15 protein-coding genes are annotated in these 19,137 nt (G+C 58.5%); 3 read left to right on the forward strand and 12 right to left on the reverse strand.

All coding sequences use genetic code 11. The features are described 5' to 3' along the window. Positions 1-86: 86 nt before the first annotated feature. The 3 genes from HV793_RS08455 to HV793_RS08465 form a co-directional block, all read right to left on the reverse strand. Positions 87-959, reverse strand: a complete 873-nt coding sequence (locus HV793_RS08455) for a DMT family transporter (RefSeq protein ID WP_125471193.1) — start codon at positions 957-959, stop codon at positions 87-89. Between the two features lie 22 nt (positions 960-981). Next, positions 982-2,334, reverse strand: a complete 1,353-nt coding sequence (locus tag HV793_RS08460) for an MFS transporter (protein WP_175213169.1) — start codon at positions 2,332-2,334, stop codon at positions 982-984. Between the two features lie 96 nt (positions 2,335-2,430). After that, positions 2,431-3,000, reverse strand: a complete 570-nt coding sequence (locus HV793_RS08465; protein WP_175212978.1) for an SRPBCC family protein — start codon at positions 2,998-3,000, stop codon at positions 2,431-2,433. A 174-nt stretch (positions 3,001-3,174) separates the two neighbouring features. Between HV793_RS08465 and rfbB the strand changes: the two genes are divergently transcribed. Next, positions 3,175-4,239, forward strand: coding sequence for a dTDP-glucose 4,6-dehydratase (gene rfbB, locus HV793_RS08470; protein WP_125471190.1), 1,065 nt, complete (start codon positions 3,175-3,177; stop codon positions 4,237-4,239). A 63-nt stretch (positions 4,240-4,302) separates the two neighbouring features. On the opposite strand, the gene HV793_RS08475 is transcribed toward rfbB, so the two are convergent. Continuing rightward, positions 4,303-5,985: a hypothetical protein gene (locus tag HV793_RS08475; RefSeq protein WP_175212979.1), complete on the reverse strand. Its 1,683-nt coding sequence runs from the start codon at positions 5,983-5,985 to the stop codon at positions 4,303-4,305. A 205-nt stretch (positions 5,986-6,190) separates the two neighbouring features. Here HV793_RS08475 and HV793_RS08480 point away from each other — a divergent pair, with 205 nt between their 5' ends. Continuing rightward, the gene (locus HV793_RS08480; RefSeq protein ID WP_125471188.1) at positions 6,191-7,420 is read left to right on the forward strand and encodes a glycosyltransferase family 4 protein; all 1,230 of its coding nucleotides are present in this window, start codon (positions 6,191-6,193) and stop codon (positions 7,418-7,420) included. 126 nt (positions 7,421-7,546) lie between these two features. Next, entirely contained in the window at positions 7,547-8,107 is a 561-nt protein-coding gene (locus HV793_RS08485) for a sugar transferase (protein WP_125471205.1), read from the forward strand. Here HV793_RS08485 and HV793_RS08490 read toward each other — a convergent pair. From HV793_RS08490 to HV793_RS08525, 8 genes are all read right to left on the reverse strand, one after another. Then, entirely contained in the window at positions 8,099-9,442 is a 1,344-nt protein-coding gene (locus HV793_RS08490; protein ID WP_175212980.1) for a hypothetical protein, read from the reverse strand. The two genes, HV793_RS08485 and HV793_RS08490, sit on opposite strands and share 9 nt — an antisense overlap. Before the next feature lie 373 nt (positions 9,443-9,815). Next, positions 9,816-11,576, reverse strand: coding sequence for a hypothetical protein (locus tag HV793_RS08495; RefSeq protein ID WP_175212981.1), 1,761 nt, complete (start codon positions 11,574-11,576; stop codon positions 9,816-9,818). Positions 11,577-11,624: 48 nt separating this feature from the next. Next, on the reverse strand, positions 11,625-13,007 hold the full coding sequence (locus HV793_RS08500) for an MATE family efflux transporter (protein ID WP_175212982.1): 1,383 nt from the start codon (positions 13,005-13,007) through the stop codon (positions 11,625-11,627). Between the two features lie 120 nt (positions 13,008-13,127). Continuing rightward, entirely contained in the window at positions 13,128-14,381 is a 1,254-nt protein-coding gene (locus tag HV793_RS08505; RefSeq protein WP_175212983.1) for a glycosyltransferase, read from the reverse strand. A 22-nt stretch (positions 14,382-14,403) separates the two neighbouring features. Continuing rightward, a complete protein-coding gene (locus HV793_RS08510; protein WP_125471183.1) occupies positions 14,404-15,708 on the reverse strand; it encodes an O-antigen ligase family protein in 1,305 nt (434 codons plus the stop codon). Positions 15,709-15,829: 121 nt separating this feature from the next. Continuing rightward, positions 15,830-16,963 carry a non-hydrolyzing UDP-N-acetylglucosamine 2-epimerase gene (gene wecB / locus HV793_RS08515; protein WP_175212984.1) on the reverse strand — a complete coding sequence of 378 codons (1,134 nt, stop codon included), beginning with the start codon at positions 16,961-16,963 and terminating at the stop codon, positions 15,830-15,832. 9 nt (positions 16,964-16,972) lie between these two features. Further along, complete coding sequence (gene wbjC, locus HV793_RS08520; protein WP_125471181.1) at positions 16,973-18,079, reverse strand: UDP-2-acetamido-2,6-beta-L-arabino-hexul-4-ose reductase; 1,107 nt, start codon at positions 18,077-18,079, stop codon at positions 16,973-16,975. Beyond that, positions 18,080-19,126 carry a polysaccharide biosynthesis protein gene (locus HV793_RS08525; protein WP_125471180.1) on the reverse strand — a complete coding sequence of 349 codons (1,047 nt, stop codon included), beginning with the start codon at positions 19,124-19,126 and terminating at the stop codon, positions 18,080-18,082. Positions 19,127-19,137 lie beyond the last annotated feature (11 nt).

Consider the following 19,137-nt stretch of genomic DNA (forward strand, 5'->3'; position numbering starts at 1 on the left):
TCGGGAGAAAGCCGCGAGTGTTCGGAGGCGCCGGTCAAAGCGCAAAATTTTACCCCGATAAGGTACCTGGCGGCGCGCATCGCCTATTAGCGTCCGGCGCGAGGCAGCAGCCCCAACGCTAGGGCAGTGCCTGCGAGAATGATGGCGGCGCCAGCGAGGATTGAAGGCGTCAACGCTTCTCCTAGGAACCAGACGCCCCACAATAGTCCAAAAATGGGGACAAGAAACGTAACACTGACGGCACCGGTCGGCCCTACATTGGCGATCAGGCGAAAAAAAATGATGTAGGCCATTCCCGTGCAGACGACGGCTAGCACGGCGATTGCCAGCCAGGCTCGAAGGGAGACTGGCTGTTCGGGCCAAGCCAGGATGGCCAGAGGCAACAACAGCAGGGATGCTGCCAGCATGCTGCCGGTCGCGTTCACCAACGCGTCCACTCCGGTCAGATAACGTTTGGTCCAATTGGCGGCCAAACCGTAGAAGACTGGCGCGGAAATCGCGGCTAATACGGGTAGTCCGGAACCGCCGTCGCTGAAATCAAGTTTGTCCCATACCAGCACCACGATGCCCCCCACGCTGATAAGCAAGCCGAGAGCTCGCATGCGAGGTAGCCGGTCTTTCAGCCAGAGCCAGCCTATCACCGCGCCCCAGACAGGGGTTACGGCATTGGCGACAGACAGGAAGCCGGCGCCTAGAGATTGTGCGGCGTATGCAAACAGCAGGAAGGGCAGTGCCGCGTTGAATGCACCTACGACCAGGATTGCCCGCCAATGACGCGCTATTAGGGGCAGCCTGCCGCGCCATATGGCGGCAGGTAACAGAAAAAGGGCAGCAAGGCCCACCCGCAGCTCGATCAGCGCAATGGGCCCGAACTCGGGCACAGCTACGCGCATGAATAGAAAGGAGCCGCCCCAGACGGCCGCCAGCAGGAGCAGGTCCAACAGGTCGCGGTGACGCATGCTTGATTGTTCCCGTGAAGTGCTATTTCCGCGAACTGGCCAGGTTCCTCATTTTGATGCGATGGGCCAGCAAGGCGCAGGTCAGGGAGAGGACAATACACAGCACCAGACCCGCGCGCACTCCGTTTAGTACTGTGCTATGGGAAATGATGATGCCGACCACGGCAGTCCCCAGCGCGCTGCCGATGGCGCGCGTGGTCTGGACCAGGGCGGAGGCCACGCCCACGTCGCGCCGCTCGCTCAGCATCTGCATGAACAGAGTCAGGTTCGGAAGCAGGAAGCCCAGCGCACAGCCGTTGACAAAGAAGGCGGCCAGGATCCACCAGGCCGAGGTCCCCGGCGAGATCAGCAGCACCATCAGCGAACCAGCTGCCAGCAGGCAGCCGCCGAACACCATCAGGCGCTGCGGTTCGGTCTGCTTGGGGAACAGGCGGCCGTTGATGATGCTGCCCACCGAAATCGCGGCAACCAGCGGCGTGAGCAGCAGCCCAGCCTCGCTGGGGGTGTAGTTCAGTACCTGTTGCAAGAGCAGCGGGCTGTAGAAGATCAGCACGAACATGACCGCGCCCACCATCATCGCCGCCAGGTTCAGCAGGCGGGATTCCGCGCCGCCGAGCACGCGCAGCGGAAAGATGGGTGAGCTTACGCGCCGTTCCGTGGGAATCAGGATGGCGATAGCCGCCACACCCACCACCGCCAGGCCCAAGCCCAGCATGGGGTGGGCATGGTCGCCGCTGGCAAACGCCAGTTCCAGCGCGGCCAGCGGCGCGCCCACCGCCAGCACCAGCAGGATGGCGCCCAGCCAGTCGATCTTGCGGCTGCCGTCGTGGATGGGGCGGATGCGGGGAAAGTAGCGGGCCAGCAGGAAAAACGCGCCCGCGGCCGCGATCGGCGCAATGAAGAAGGCCGCGCGCCAGCCCAGCGCCTGCGTCGCGGCCCCGCCCAGAACCGGCCCGATGCCGCTGGCCATGGCGAACGCCGCTGACACCAGCGCCATCCAGCGCACCCGCTGCTTGGCATCGGGGAACAGGTCAGCCGGCGCGGCGAATGCGGTCGCGATCATCATCCCGCCGCCTATGCCCTGTAGCGACCGGAAAATGATCAGCTGCATCATGCTTTGCGACAGGCCACAGGCGATAGAGCCCAGTGCCACGATCAGCACCGACAGCAACATCAGGGGCTTGCGGCCAAACATGTCGCCCAGCCGCCCGAAAATCAGGATGGACGCCGCGGTGGCCAGCAGATAGCCCGTTCCCACCCAGGCGTACAGCGCCATGCCGTTCAGCGCCTCGGCCACGCGCGGCAGCGTGGTGCTGATGATGGTGGAGTCCAGCGCGGCCAGGACTACTGTCGCCGAAACCCCCGCCATGCCCATCAGCAGGTCGCGTCGTGTATGGGCGGGGGCGGCGGGGGGCGGTGATTCGGGCGGCGGCGTCATGCCGCAAAGCATATCACCCGCGCGTCAGGGATTTCACTTATAGAAGGTGTGATAACCCCAGAAAACCGCGATGACCAGCACCACCATGATCCAAGACCAACGCGAATTGGACAGTCCGCGCGGCTCTGGTTCGGGGGGAGGGGGCGGCGGCGCGAGGCGGGGCTGGGCGGCCATGTAGTCGATGAAGGTGGCGAAGAACTTCTGGATGATCTTGTCGCCGGCCTTGAGCAACATCCCCTCACCGTATTCCGCCAGCTTGCCGCCGGTCATGCAGGCGACGGTATAGGCGACCCGCGTGCCTTGGTCCTTGGTGCTGAGATTGATCTGCGCGGTTCCGATGGCCAGGCAGGCGGCGCGGCCCTTGCCTTCGAAGACCAGCGTGCAGCTGTTGTGCGGGTCGACGTCGGACATCAGGATTTCGCCATCGTAGTCCGTGTCGATGCCGGCAACCTTGGCGTGCAGTTTGACGGCGTACTCGGTCGGACTGAGTTGGGCGACCTCCACGCAGCCCGGAATACATCGCTGCAATACGGCGGGGTCGGTCAGAGCATCCCAAGTCTGGTGCTGGGTCGAAGGAATCCACTGGGCATCTGCAATGCGCATGGCTGTCTCCTTGCTTGGTACAGTCCCGTCTTCATTGTGGACCCAATCCGCGCAAAACGCCAATATCGGCCTGATTGGATCCGAAGTCTCCAATCGAACAGGCAGGATGCACGGAGTAAAATCATGGCCTCTCCACCGTCCTCGGCCGGTGCTCTTATTTTGCGCATATAGCCTATGACTATCCTCGTTACTGGAGGCGCCGGTTTCATCGGAGCCAATTTCGTCCTCGATTGGCTGGCGCGCAGCGACGAGTCCGTCGTCAATCTGGACAAGCTGACCTATGCGGGCAACCCACAGAGCCTCCAGGAGCTGGATGGCGATAAACGGCATGAATTGGTTGTTGGCGACATAGGCGATGTCTTGCTCGTCAACGATTTGTTGAAGCGCCATCGGCCGCGGGCGGTCATCAATCTGGCGGCGGAGTCTCACGTGGATCGTTCCATATATGGGCCGGAAGCGTTCATCCAGACCAATATCGTTGGCACGTTTCGGTTGCTGGAGGCGGTAAGGGCCTATTGGAGTGAACAGGATCCTGCGGCGCGCGCCAGTTTTCGTTTTCTGCACGTGTCGACGGACGAGGTCTATGGCTCATTGTCCGCGGATGGCGATGCGTTTACTGAAACGCACCGGTATGAACCCAACAGCCCATATTCGGCGAGCAAGGCTGCCAGCGACCATCTTGTGCGCGCGTATCACCATACCTATGGCTTGCCGTTACTGACGACGAATTGCTCCAACAACTATGGCCCCCTCCAGTTTCCGGAGAAGCTGATTCCCTTGGTGATCGCCAACGCCCTGGCCGGCAAGCCTTTGCCGTTGTATGGCGATGGCCTGCAAGTGAGGGACTGGCTGTACGTGAAGGACCATTGCAGTGGTTTGCGCCGAGTGTTGGAGGCAGGTCGCGTGGGTGAGACCTATAACATCGGCGGTTGGAACGAGCGTCCGAACCTGGACGTGGTTCAGGCAATCTGTAACTCGCTGGACGAGCTGCGGCCTCGGGCAGACGGCGTTTCATATAAGCAACAGATCGCGTTCGTCAAGGATCGGCCCGGCCATGACCGCCGTTATGCCATCGATGCATCGAAGATCAGCGATGAGCTGAATTGGCGCCCAGCGGAAACATTCGCCACTGGTCTGAGCAAGACCGTGCGGTGGTATCTCGACAATGGTGACTGGGTGGAGGACATCGTCAATGGCGCCTACCACCGGAATTGGGTGGACACACATTACTCCGAGTAGCTTTCCCGCGGACTGTCCGGCCCGAAGTGCTGTTCATCGGGCAGACCTTGGGGGGGCGCAGGATCAGTTTGCGGGTGGTATCGCAACGCAGCAGTACCCGCCCTTGCGGAGGACGTTAAGGCCGGAAAGCGCTGCCGGCAGGTAGTTGCACTGAGTGATTGCGCCTGGCGATCCGAGCGCCTGCAAAAAGCGTATGAGCTTATCGCCGGGCAGATCGCCGCCATATGCCAGTTCCGATACATAGAGCGCGTGTATCGGCCGACGCAGGTAGCTGAACGCATAGTAGGTCAAATGGTCCACGACTAGATGCGCCGCGCCGTCGCCGCGTATGCCGCATTGGTTCGTCAGCTCCCGGATGGTTTCGCGCCGCTTGTCGAAGTCCAGCGCGGGGACCGACAGCCATTGGTCGGGCACCGTGGCGGCGGGAGGATCGGAACGCTTCCACACTTCTGGTGCGAGGTGCGCGCTGAAGATCGACATGCTGGCCAGCGCGAACAACAAGCATGCGCAACGTGCAAATTGCAGGCCAGGCCACACCAACCATCTGGGCGCGTGGGCGGGCAAGGCGAGCAAGAGCATCATGAGGACTAGCGGCAAAACCTGTGCGGCGCCGTAGAAAAACCAATATTTGTAGAAAAACAGGTTGGCGCAAAGTCCCACGGCCAAGGCAGTGGCGAGTAACGCCCGCGGTGTCGCCATTTTCTGGCGCAGCCATGTTGCCGGCAGCCATAGCAAACTGGCGGCCAAAATGCCAAAAATGGCGACCTCGATCAGGAGTCGGATGATAGGGTTCATCCAAGTCGCCATGGGTGGCACAATCATGGGCGGCAGCCAACCCGATTGGAAGGTCGCGGCAAACATGACATGTTCCGCGATCTTGCCGGGCGCGCTCAACAGATTGCCGATTCCTTCCCGCAGGAAGGCCTCCGGGGCGTGGAACAGTAGCGAGGGATTCAGGAAGTTACCGGCCAGGGTGGCTTGTACTCCAGGCGCTTCCGGACAACTGGATAGCGTCGATCCCCAGCGGTATGTGGTGTAGGCGGCCCACAACACGAAGGTGATGAGCGGCCAGCGAATAGCCGAAGAACGGTGTCGGGTCACGAACCAGGCCGCGAGCAGCACCGCAGGAGTGAAGAAGATGCTCTTCGGATGTACAAAAAAGAAGGCGGAGGCTACGGGAAAGTACAGCATGGGCCATACCCATGAGATTTTTCCATCGTTCTGCTGGTTCGCGGTAGCCGTCATGCAGAAGAACATCAGGCCCAGGGTGATCCATTGTTCGGGTCGGGCCATCACCCAGAGGAAGGGAAGTATGCCCAGGGCGGGCAACACCATGAGCGCGGACAGCAGACTCAATGTGGCGCGTGCGTTGCGAGCGCTGCGCCGCGCCCAAAGGCCGAAGCAAGCCACTATCGCCAGAGCTGTGGCGACTCCCGCCAGCCGTAGGCCCAGGGGGGAAAGGTTGCCGTACAGAACGGAAAAAAATGCGGCGCCCGGGTAGAACGCCCAAGGCAGAGGGGAATTGAACACCGCCCGGCATTGAGGGAAGAAGGAGACCAGTACGCCATCAGGTTCGAAGAACCTGGCTTGGCCCCATTTGGTGACAACTTCATCCGAGTACAGGGGCAGGCCCGAACCCGCGATCAGAAGGGCGGCGAAGACGCCAAGAACCAGGAGGGAAAGCAGATCCCCCGCCGCGACCAGGCGGTCTGCAGGCCGAGGCGCCGTACTGTTATTGGCTATCATATGCGCGGAGGGAATGGAGTCACTGGCCTGGCGCGATTATACCGGCGAGGCGAGGGCGCTTCGCGCCTACATGCGTGGTGGCTTTCGCAGTACGATGCGTCCGCTGCGCAGAAGCTGAAAATGCCCCGAATTTTGTATCCTTGATGAACATCGACATGAATATTGGACGACCCGATTGCCCCATTTCCCTCGCGGGAGGTGCAGTTTGCGCACGTTGATTGTCAGTCAGTATTTTTGGCCGGAGGGTTTCCGGATCAATGAGATCAGCAGCACCTTGGCCGAGCGCGGGATGGAAATCGATGTTCTGACGGGGAAGCCGAACTATCCGGAAGGAAAGATCTATTCAGGGTACCGGATGTTCGGAGTGCAGCGTGAGCAGTTCCACAACGTGAATATCACGCGGGTGCCCTTGATTCCCCGCGGCAAGGGGGCGGTGCGCCTGACGCTGAATTACCTGTCGTTCATTTTTTCAGGGTTGTTGTTCGGGCCGTGGCTCATGCGCCGCAAGTCCTACGATGCGGTTTTCATCTGCGCCTTGTCGCCGTTGTTGCTGGCCATACCTGGCCTGTTGTTAGCGAAGCTCAAACGCGCGCCGGTGGTGATCTGGGTATTGGATCTTTGGCCGCAGAGCCTGTCGGCGACGGGCCATGTCAAGAACCGTTTCGTCTTGGGTGTAGTCGAGCGGATCGTGCGTTTCATTTATAGCCGGGCCGACTTGATACTTGTCCAGTCGGAAGCGTTTGTTGATCCGATACGCAAGCTCGCGCCGGGCAAACCCATTGAGTACTATCCCAATTCGGTCGACGACAGTTTTTCGCGGGTGCCTACGGAAGCGCCGCCCGACGTGCCGGGGCTGGACGGCGAATTTGTCGTCATGTTCGCGGGTAATATCGGCGCGGCGCAGGCTGTGGAAGTGATAGTCGCTGCCGCCGCGCTGTTGCGCGAGCATCAGGGCATCCAGTTCGTTGTTCTGGGGGGAGGCAGCCGCAGGGAGTGGATGCAGCAACAGGTGGCGGTGCTGGGCCTGGAGAACTTGCACTTGCCAGGCCGCTTTCCGGTGGAAACCATGCCTGCCTTCATGCAGCGTGCGTCGGCACTGCTGGTGACGCTGGCCGACCAGGAGATCTTCGCCGCTACCGTTCCCAACAAGGTGCAGGCCTATATGGCGTCGGGCAAGCCTATCCTGGCGTGCCTCAATGGCGAAGGCGGGCGGCTGGTGGAAAAGGCACAGGCAGGCATCGCGGTGCCCGCCGAGGATGCACAGGCTTTGGCTGCGGCCATCCGGCGCCTTGCCGATATGCCGCAAGAGGCGCGGGTGCGCATGGGTGAAAATGGGCGGCGCTACTACGAAGAGCATTTCAACCATGATCGGCTGGTGGATCAATTGGCCGAGGTGCTTGAAACGGTATCGCGTGAAAAGTCAAAATCGGCGTGAGCCCCAGCGTCTGATGCTGTCAGGCAGGGGACGCGACGGCCACACCTCTGTGGCGCCGAAACTTGAATGACAAAGGCGCTCGGGTACGACCGCACCCGGGCAATATCGAATCTGCTAGAGAAAATTGTGAAGAGAGTCTTTGATTTGTTGCTCAGCCTGTTTGCCGCACTTGTGCTGCTGATACCGGTGATTATTGTTGCGCTCTCGGTCAGGCTGACTTCGCCCGGCCCCGTGCTGTACTGGAGCGACCGGGTGGGCCGTAACAACCGAATTTTCAAGATGCCCAAATTCCGCAGCATGAAAGTGGATACGCCAGCCGTCGCGACACATTTGCTGCCCGATCCCGCAGCATGTTTGACTCCTGTCGGTGGCTTCTTGCGCAAAAGCAGCCTGGACGAACTGCCGCAGCTGTGGAGCATTATCGTCGGCGACATGAGTTTTGTCGGTCCGCGCCCAGCACTGTTCAATCAGGATGATCTGATCGCTCTGCGAACCGAGGCCGGCGTGGATGCGCTCACGCCCGGATTGACGGGATGGGCCCAGGTCAATGGCCGCGATGAATTGCCGATCCCCGACAAGGTCCGCCTCGATATCGAATACATGGAAAGGCAGTCCGTATCGTTCGATATCCGCATTCTCTGGATGACTTTCGTCAAGGTGCTGCGCCGGGACGGCGTTTCACATTGATTCGGGCAAGTCTCTTTTTTCCGAGCGTTTGTCCCTGAACATCCATCGCAAGATTGAGTAGATAACCACGGGAATCAAGGTCCAGATCAACCCGTGGTCATAAAAAATGGGCCCCTCGCCGGGCACCTGAGAAAAATGATATCCGGCAACGGCGCCCATGATGCCAAAGGCGCCCACGGTTGCGCTTGCGGTAATCGGCAGGCACGTGATCAGCGCCATGACTATGGACGCACAAACCATGGCGAAGAGTGCAATCGGCCACCCTCCAAGTGAGTAACCCGAGATGTGGACGGCTGCGGGTGCGGTGCCACGCCCTTCGAAGCCATCGCGGCCGAAGACCCGGGTATAGATGTAGGTGCTGGGGCGACAAGCCGGTCCCACACGGGCCTGAGCCAGTATGCCGCCGCACACGTAGCCTTCTTCAGTAAACACCTGGAAGTAGAAAGGGTACAGGATCGCCATGCGGGTCAAACCGGAGAATATCGTTTCCGGAGCTCGGGTGAAGGCCAGCTTGGGCGTGTCCAGAGCTTCGCTCAATGCCCCTTTGTCGGGGCGTCCTTCTGGCTGCGCCGGGGGAGTTGCCCGCTGGTGTGAGGATATTTCGGGAACATGCGGGTCACTGGAGGTGTCCGCATAGCGGAACACATGGCTGGAAATCAGCAGATAAGTCGCGAACAACGCCACGGTGCCGATTGCTGCCTTGAAATATGGCCGTCTTTGGCTATGAGCGAAAACAGTCAGGATAAGACCGGCCGCAAATACCAGAAAAGGCCATTTCATGTTTAGCAGGACCATGTACAGGGCGACGAGACCCGCCACGACTATGGTCGTAACCCTCCAGAACATTGTCGGCGAGCGTATCCATCGGATCTGCGCGTAAACGGCGAGAAATGGCAGTATGGACATCAGGACCGCCATAGTCCAGAAACGCATTCCACTCAGTATTTGAAATCGAATCTCGACAGACGATACGGCATCGGTGCCCGTGCCGTACAGTGAAAATGCCTTGGCCTGCCACAAATGGTAGCCCACATGAGCTAGCGCGAGACCGGTCACAACCAGATAGTCAATGCGGCGTATTTCGGGGATTCGGTCACAAAGTCGCTGTACCGGCATTTCCAGAAAGCGCCGTATCAGGATAACGATAATCGGCGTCATCAAAAATGGCAAAAATAATAGCAGCCAGTACAGTGGCGTAAAGAGAGTTGGAAAATCGTAAATGACCGCGTAGCTCGGGATTTTCTGCAGTTGGTGGCGACCGAACGGCGTGGCAAAAAGTATATTTCCAAGGACTACAGTAAGAAAAAACGCCGCCAAAAAAATAATCGGCGACATATTTCGGATAATCCAGGGTCGTAGCGTATTTTTTTTCAATCTCTAGTCCATGGCTTGCTTGCTATTTGCGGAGTATAGGCAAACGTCGCCCTGTCGCGTACTGTCCGTAAGTCCTAAACTGTAGCGAAGTGTTAGGGCAAGGATGCGCTTCTTGTTCGCCAAAGGCAAGTGGGCGTCAGGAGTAGAAGGCTGGGGTATGGTGCCGTGGGAGGGGGCAGTAGCGCGCGGAGCCGCGGCGTAGATGATATTTTTTGAGACGAGCGGCCGGATGGACCGGGTGCTCGAAGTCTCATGAATGCTTGGCTGCCCGCGGCCGTCGGGCAGCATCATTCTTTTGGTCCGCTTTTTTAGAGAAGTCTTCAGCCCGGAAGAGCTAAACCTTAGGGCGGGCGTACAGCGTGCGCCAGGCAATATAAATCGCCATCGGAATCAGAGTCCATACTAAGCCATGGTCATAGAACAATGGCCCTTCTCCCGGTACCTGAGAGAAATGATAGCCCGCGACTGCCCCCATGATGCCAAGGGCTCCGACCATGGCGCTGGCGCCAGTGGGTAGGCAAGTGATCAAACCGAGAATGACCGAGGCGCAAACCATGGCAAAAAGCGCGACCGGCCATCCTCCGAGGGAATAGCCAGAAATATGTACAGCAGTTGGTGCAGTGCCTCGACCTTCGAAGCCATCGAGTCCGAAGACTCGGGTGTAGATATATGTGCTGGGACGGCACACGGGGCCACGACGGGCTTGTTCGAGAATGCCGCCGCAGACGTTACCTTCCTCAGTGAAAATTTGATAGTAGAAGGGGTAGAGAATTGCCATCCGCGTGAGTCCGGAGAAAAGGATCTCTGGCGCGCGACGCAAGGCGGTTTTGGGTAAATCAATTGCTTCATTAAGAAGCTGGGTCCCGCTCTTTGTCGATGATTGCGGCTCTGGCGTGGAGGTTTGGACAGGCCCTACAGGAGTTTCAGTGGGCGACGTCTCGCTTTGTTCAGGCTGTATTGAGGCGTTGGCGTCAGGCTCGATCTCCTGGCGGGTCTGCGCGACCTGTTCCTGAGCGATCGGGGCCTCCTGTTGGGGCGCAGCCGCTTTTTTGGCGCTATCTCGGGAGATGGCGTTAGTTTTTGGCGGGAGAGTCTTATGGGAATGGCTGCCTACAGCGGGGGCTGCGTTAGCTTGAGTAGCAGCAACGGGCGTGGATACGGCAGGTTCCGGCTGAGGGTCGCTCTCGGGTTGAGCGCTGGTTTCGTTGACAGGCGCAAGCTCGGGCGAGTTCTCGCCAACCGTTGATGAATCGACTTCGGCCACAACCGTAGGCGGGACTGGATCGGCCAGTCGGAATACGTGGGTGGAAATTATCAAATAGGTGGCGAATAGGACCACCGTTCCGGCGGAAACCTTTATGTATGGATAGGTCTTGCTATATGCAAAAATGGTCAGGATGAGGGCTGCCGCGAATACGAGAAAAGGCCACTTCATATTCAGCAGAATCATGTATACCGAGACGATGCTGACAACGGTGATCGTGGCAAATACCCAAAAAATTCCGGAGCGGCGAATCCAACGAATCAGGGCATACACCGCCAGATACGGCAAGATAGACATCAGAACCGCCATGGTCCAGAAGCGAAGCCCCGAAAGAATCTGAAAGCGGATCTCGACTGACGAAACTGGATCGACACCCGTGCCATACAGCGAGAACGCATTCGCTTGCGACAGACTGTAACCTACATGGCAAAGAGCGATGACGGTGAAAACGGTGTAGTCGAGCGGTCGGATTTCCGGGATTTTCGCGCACCACCGGTGAATTGGCGATTCCAAGGTGCGCCGCACCAGAATGATAATGGGTGGCGCTATGAAAAATGGCAGTAACAAAAGCAGCCAGTAAAGCGGTGTGAAAATGGTCGGAAAATCATAGATCACCGCATAGTGCGGAATTCTCGCCAACTGTTCATGACCGAAATCCGTTGCGAACAACAAATTGCCCATGACGATTGTCAAAAAGAATGCCGCCAGGAAGATGATCGGCGCCATGTTCTTAATTATCCAGTGGTGCAGAACATCCGGCTTGGACCGGGAATTCAATGTTGGCTCTTGCACGACAGACGATGGCATTGTTTCAAGCGAAGTGGATTTCATGTTGCACGATATCTTCAATAGCAGGTCTTGATAAGCAACCCAACCAACTCAACTGTGGATGAGATTGGATCCTAATGACCGGTACAGCCTCAGTAGGCAGGCCATGAGCACTGCCGCGAGCGTGGCAAGCCAAGCGGCGGCCCATCCGGCTGCAGTCCAGTTTATCTGTCCGTTGTAGATGGACGGAGGAGCCAGGAAATGCATGGCCACCAGCACAATCAAGACGAAGACGATCATTCTATAGTTGATTGTGAATCGTATGGCGTTTGATCCGGTCAAAAGCGTCAAGAAAAAGTACAACAGCGTACTTGCGGCATATGAAATTGCAAAATAGTCGAGCGAGTGCGCGCTCGAAGAGTACATGTAGGCCAGAAAAGCGACGCTATTGCTGATAGCCGCCAGCACGACCAATTGCTTCAGATGCCCGAGTACCTCGAATTTCTTCTGGGAATAGAGCGCCAGGGTGCTTAACATGATACCTAGCCCAATGAGAACCGCCCGGAAAAATGATACGTGCTGCAGATCAGGCGAAAAGTGCGTCAATTGTATTTTTGCGAATGACGCATAGACGAATATCGCGAACAGAAACAACACGACCAGAAGCGTGGTCGAGAACCTGATCAACTGGGAAAGCTCCTCTTCCTTTTTCTCACGGAACAGCCGGAAAATCATGGAATGGGCGATCAGCATGATCGGCATGGAAATGAATCCTGAAATGCCGATCAAGAGGTCTTTCGTGAACGCATAGCCCGCCACCCCCGGCCCTTCCACGCGGCCAAGGAAGAAGCGGTCGGTGTAGCTGTTGACCAGCATCAGCGAAAACCAGATGAACATGGGGCCGCCATAGGCCAGCAGCTTGGAATTCTCAAGCGCAGGTTCCTTCGCCGCCAGGCGGCGCTGGCGCTTGCGCAATACACTGGTAAACCAGGTCCAGTGAATATACAGAAGCAGGGTAATGAGGCCGGCCAGGAACCCCGCGCCATAACCTGCGACGGACACTGCGAGCGAATGGGTGTTGGACAGAATCGCGTAGGCGGCGAAGAGCAATTGGGTAATGCTGAGGGTGATCGCGCTGATGACCTGACTGCGCATCCGTCGCTCCGGCTGGAATAGGGCGACGGCTACATAGAAGAGCCCTTGCGCAGCAGTCAGAAACAAGACGCTCGCGCTTAGCGCCCGATCATGAAACAGCGATAGAAAGATGCCGGAAGTGATCAGGGCCGTCAGCGAGGCCGAAACAATGGCTATCCGCAACACCTGCGTGACGAATGCCGCTTTCCCTTTGCGCAGGGGGAAGTAAAAGATGATCGCGCTGGCAATCCAGCTTGAAGCTATCTGCGCGCCGATCACGCCCGCGGCAATCGCGGCGGAATAAGTTACATAATCGTTGGGCGGAAAGTTCATGTACATGGCGACCATGTACACGATCATGGACAGAGCCGGGAAAACTTTCACTGCGAGGTATAGGAAGAGGCCCCGTATCATGCCAAAACTTTTTAATGAAAAGGAAGGGTCGATGGTTGTCGCGGCTCCCGCATCTCACGGGCGGTCCTACTGCTCCGAATCCTGAAAAATAGTTCGGACCAGTTTTTTTCCTTGTTGCAGGGCGGTCTTGTGCTGCCGACAGAAGGCGGCTGCGCCCTGCGCGGATAGCTGGGCGGCACTGTAATTCACGCCTGCGTTGCTTCGCAGGCATTCGGCCAAGCCTTCCGCGGTGACGTCATCCAGAACGAGCAGGTGTGCATAGTACTCCTGTGGGATGCCAGGTAGGCGGGAAGAGACCACGGGAACGCCCGTGGCCATGTATTCCAGCAGCTTGGATGGAAAGGAATATTGCAGATAGGCGTCGCCCGGGATGCGCGCGTTGACCAGAAAGCTGGCGTTGCGCGACAGCGCCTTGACGTCTTCAGGCGGAATGCTGCCCAGGTAGTGTATGTGGGGGTGTTCGCTCGCGGCCCGGCGCACGGCTGCGTTCATGGAGCCCGCCCCGCATAGGACCAGATGGACCTCGCCGCCCAGTTGCTTGACGGCCTCGATGAGAATGCCTACTCCATAGGGCTCAGCCAGGCCACCAGCGTAGAAGACAAAGCCCTTGGTCAGCCCGTATTTGTTCAGAATCTCGGCATCTTGCTGGTTCTGTGCTTCATCAGGCACATCGCTGGCCTCCGCCACGCCCTCCAGGACTGCCGTTCGTTTGCCGCTCCAGGGGGGGCGCGATTGGACCAGTTCGGAGGTGATTCCTATGATGCCCGTCGCCCGGTCGCTCAGGCTCAACACCAGCGATGTGTCGATCCGCTTCAGGAAATTGAACAGGCGGCTGCGTTTGACGCCGACATTCATGTACTGCGGCAGGTCGGGAACATAGATATAGAAGGGGATCCGGAACCACTTGGAGAGGACCGCCGCAGAAAGCACCAGAGGAGTGTGCAGTGAGTACACCAGGATGGCCGAGGGACGCTCACGCTTTTGGCGCAGGCACCGCCAGCCAGCCCTCAGGATGGAGATGGTGCGCGACATGTGGCTGAGAAAGGGCATGTTGATGTAGCCGACAGCCTGGGCTTGCTGTCCGTGGGCGTCGACGCCTTTGAATGCCTTCAGCAAGACGGTACGGTTGCGCGGAAAGATCCGCGCAGGGTATAGGCCAATCGTTTCGACCTCGACGTCGTTTTGCCGCAGACCGTCTACGATCCGTGATTCGAGCTTCCGCGCGGCGTACTGATGGTTCTTCTCCGCCTTGTCGTGTAGGTCGAAATACGCCTGGGGGCAAAAGAAACCCAGGTGCAGCAATCGCTTTTTTTCAGACACGATTTTTTTCCCGTTATCGCATTCAGGGTATGGATTTGTGCGCGGAATGCGCGGAGAAACCACCTGGCGCAGACATGGCCAGCAATAACGCGGTCAATGTCGCATAGAGGCCTATGGTGCGCATGCCCCGGAACATCAGTTCGGTGAGGCCGAATGCTGCAAACCCCAGGCAGACGACGAGCCCCATGGCGGTTGCGGACTTTCCGTCCGGGCTGCCTTGGCGTAAGCGTCTGAGGAAATAGGCGCTAGGCGCAAGATATATGGCAAGCAACGCTGCAAGCCCTGGCAGGCCGTAGTTGGCCATGGCATACAGCAGGTCGTTGTGAGGCTCGCCAAAGTTTGCCGCAACCGTCGGCGAAACCTTGCCGTGCGCGGCCTGTTCCTGCAATTTTTCAGGGAACAGGCTGCCGCTGCCATTGCCGGTAAGCGGAGCGGCGCGGAACATTCTCCAGGCTGCGGACCATAACTGAAGCCGCGTGCATATGGAGGTGTCAGCCAATTTGTCGTTGCGGCATTGAACGACTTCGTTGGCCGCCAGTTCTACGCGGCTGCGCAAATCGTGATTGGCGTAGAGGACAGCCGCGCAGCCAGCAATGACCGCGACGAATATGCCCGCCTTCAAGACCCAGCGTCGTTGCCCGGCCAGCGCGAGCGCCACCAGGGAAAAGACGGGGACCGCCAGCCAACCGCCGCGGGTCAACGTCAGCGCGAAGGCATAGATCGCCACACCGCCCGTGACAAGTTTTGCGGCGGCTTCAAGCCTGGGCCAGCGTGTGGTGCGCGATCCGAGCGCGAACAGCATGAGCACGCCCAGAAGCAAGGTCAGGTTGCCGTAGGAGACAGCGTTGTACTCCTCGGGCTCTGGACGCTCGCCAGTGATCCAGGCTAGATGGATGATGGTGATGCTGGCGACCCAGGCGGCTGCCGCGAGGCCCCACAACGTGAGTTTGAGCCTTTCGCGGTCGATTTGCGCCAGGCTGGCGACGATCAATGCTATCGCCCAGAACCGGAGGCCGCGTTCAAGATCCGACCCATGCAACCTCGCATCCAACAAGGCAGAACTGAGGAGCGGCGTCAGCGGAGCCAGCGCCAGCGATACAACCAGCGGCCAGTAGCTATGCCAGTACGGAGTGCGGGATGGTTCGGATTGGCGGGCCTCCAGGCACAGGCCGACTAGGCTGAAGACGCAGGCCGCGTAGAACGCAACGCTGCCCCCGCGGCTAGTGCTGACAGTCAGGACCGGCAGCAAGCCGATACAAAGCAGCAGGGCTACATCGCATGCGTTCTTGACTGCCCGGGGGGACTGAGGAGGCGTGGCGACGTCCATGGAAACAATCCTGGGGCAAATACTGATTGGTAGTGGCGTCGTGCTTGGAAGGACAAACTAACCAGGTGCCGGGGCATTCGGGGCAGGTTGCCCCGATGCCGTTTGCTCGCCAGCGGGTCGATCAGTATTTTTTCCACACGGTACGGTTCACGTAGTCCGTATAGCTATGGATGATCCGCACCACTTTTTCCGCCACGTTGGGCATGCTGTAGTCGGCCACCTGACGCAGGCTGCGCTCGGCTCCCCGGCCCTGCTTCTCCAGGATGGAGAGTCCTTGCAGCACACGGTCCAGCTCGAGGCCGACCATCATGACGGAAGCTTCCTCGAAGCCTTCAGGGCGTTCGTGGGCTTCGCGAATATTAAGCGCGGGAAAATTGAGAATGGAAGATTCTTCCGTGATGGTGCCGCTGTCGGAAAGCACCGCGCGGGCGTCTTTCTGCAGTTTGACATAATCGTGGAAGCCAAGAGGCTTGAGCAGACGCACCAGCGGATCAAACTGCAGCTGTTGCGCGTCAATACGCTTCTGTGTGCGCGGATGCGTGGAAACGATCACGGGCTTGCCGTAAGTCGTGGCCAGACCGTTGAAGATATCCGCGAGCTTGCGCAGATTGATCTCGGAATCGACGTTCTCTTCGCGGTGAGCGCTGATGACAAAGTACTCGCCCTCGGTCAGACCCAGCCGCGAGAGCGCATCCGAGGCGTTGATCGACGGTGCGTAGTGCGTCAGCACCTCGAACATCGGGCTGCCGGTCTTGATGACGCGGTCCGGAGGGCACCCTTCGGCCAGCAGATATTCGCGGGCAATGCTGCTGTAAGTGAGGTTGATGTCGGAAGTGTGGTCGACAATACGCCGGTTGGTTTCTTCCGGCACACGCTGATCGAAACAGCGGTTTCCGGCTTCCATGTGGAAAATGGGAATCTTGCGGCGCTTGGCAGGAATGGCGGCCAGGCAGCTATTGGTATCGCCCAAGATGAGGACGGCTTCGGGCTGCATTTCGGCCAGAACCTTGTCGACGGCAATGATGACGTTGCCGATGGTCTCGGCGGCGCTGCCCCCCGCTGCGTTGAGGAAATGGTCCGGGCGGCGGACGCCGAGATCACTGAAGAAGATCTCATTCAGTTCGTAGTCGTAGTTCTGGCCGGTATGGACGATGATGTGGTCACAGTGCTCGTCCAGCTTGGCCATGACGCGCGACAAGCGGATGATTTCGGGGCGCGTACCAAGGACGGTAACGACTTTAAGTTTCTTGGTCATCTTGGATAATTAAACTTTGTGGCCGATGGTGTCGGGATTCTGCCGGTCGAAGATCTCGTTCGCCCATAGCATGACGACCATGTCGCCCTCGCCGATATTGGTGATGTCGTGCGCCCAGCCCGGAATGGTCTCGACGATGGTGGGCTCGTCGCCGTTGGTGAGGATTTCGAACGTCTCGTCGGTGACGATATGGCGGAAACCGAAACGAGCCGAACCCTTGATGACCAGAAATTTCTCGGTCTTGGTGTGGTGGTAGTGGCCGCCGCGTGTGATGCCGGGGAGCGCAGTGAAAAACGAAAACTGGCCAGCGTCGGGCGTCTTCAGCATCTCGACGAAAACGCCGCGCTGGTCACCGTACTTGGGTACGGTGTACGCGAATTGCGCCGGCTCCAGATAGCTCATGTAGGTCGAATACAGGGCACGCGTGAACCCGGTACCCACGCGAGGCGTAATGAGCGTCTGGCGGCTTTCCTTGAAACCGCGGATCTCCTCGGCCATGTCGCCGACGGTGGTGGAATAGATCGGGTCGACTTCCACGTACCCGTTAAGGCCGGGCTCTTCGGCGAGCAAGGCGATGAGTGCCTTACAGACATCGTCCACGTACACCAGGCGCACCTTGGCCGCGGGATCATTGATGGTGATCGGCAGATTGTGCGCGATGTTATGGCAGAAGGTTGCCACTGCAGAGTTGTAGTTCGGGCGGCACCATTTGCCGAACACATTGGGAAGCCGGAACAGGCGCACCGACGAGCCAGTCTGGCGCCCATAGGCCAGCAGCGCTTCTTCGGCGGCCAGCTTGCTGGCGCCGTAGGGATTTTCCAGCTCAGCCTGGATCGATGAGGTGTAGGCGATCGGCAAGGGGCGCTGACGCTTGGCGGCGAAATCGATCAGCGACTGCGTCAATTCCAGGTTGATTTCCTTGAACTCGGCAGGATCCTTGGGACGATTCGAACCGGCCAGATGAAAGACATAATCCGCTTCCTGGACCATGGCTTCCAGTTGCGCCAGCGTATGCTCGCGCGTGAATGCGAGCACTTCGAAATCCTTGCGTTCACCCAGCAATACACGCAGGTTTTTGCCGACAAATCCGTTGGCGCCGGTGATAAGCAGCTTCATTTAACCCTCGACTTCGGGAATGTCGTTGCGCTCAACGGCCTGGATGAAATCGAGCTTGCGCAGCAAGGCCACCATGCCGGCCACGTCCAGGCGTTCAGTATTGTGCGAGTTGTAGTCCTCGTATTGCGAAATCTTCGGTTCGCCTTGTTCGACGAACTTGCCGTAATTGAGATCGCGCAGATCGGGCGGCACGCGGTAGTAACCGCCCAAGTCCTCGGCGGCAGCCATTTCTTCGCGGCTCAACAGCGTTTCATAGAGTTTCTCGCCATGCCGAGTACCGATGACGTTGATCGGATGCCCTGGCTTCTTGAGGATGGCGAGCAGGGCTTCGGCCAGGGTTTCGATCGTGGCGGCGGGGGCCTTCTGCACAAAGATATCGCCGTTCGTGCCATGCTCAAACGCATACAGCACCAGATCCACCGCATCTTCCAGCGTCATCATGAAGCGGGTCATGTCGGGATCGGTGATCGTGAACGGCGTGCCGGCGCGGAACTGGTCGAAGAAGAGGGGAATGACCGATCCGCGCGACGCCATGACGTTGCCATAGCGGGTTCCACAGATGACGGTGCCCTTGCCGTCTAGGTTGCGCGACTTGGCAACCATCACTTTTTCCATCATTGCCTTGGAGATGCCCATGGCATTGATCGGATAAACGGCCTTGTCGGTGCTCAAGCACACGACGCGGCTTACATTATTGACAATGGCTGCTTCGAGTACGTTCTCGGTGCCCAGAACGTTGGTCCGCACGGCCTCCATCGGGTGGAATTCGCACGAAGGGACTTGCTTGAGCGCTGCCGCATGAAAAATGAAATCGACGCCGCGAGTAGCGTTCAGGATGCTTGTGTAGTCGCGCACATCGCCGATGTAGAACTTCAACTTCGGATTGTTGAAGCGCTTCCGCATATCGTCCTGCTTTTTTTCGTCGCGACTGAAAATGCGGATTTCGCCGATATCGGAATTAATGAATTGCTTCAGAACGGCATTGCCGAAAGAACCCGTGCCTCCGGTTATTAGCAAGGTCTTGTCGCGGAAAGTTTTATTGCTCATGGCTTATATAT

Source organism: Achromobacter aegrifaciens (assembly GCF_902859965.1).
GTDB lineage: Bacteria > Pseudomonadota > Gammaproteobacteria > Burkholderiales > Burkholderiaceae_B > Achromobacter > Achromobacter aegrifaciens.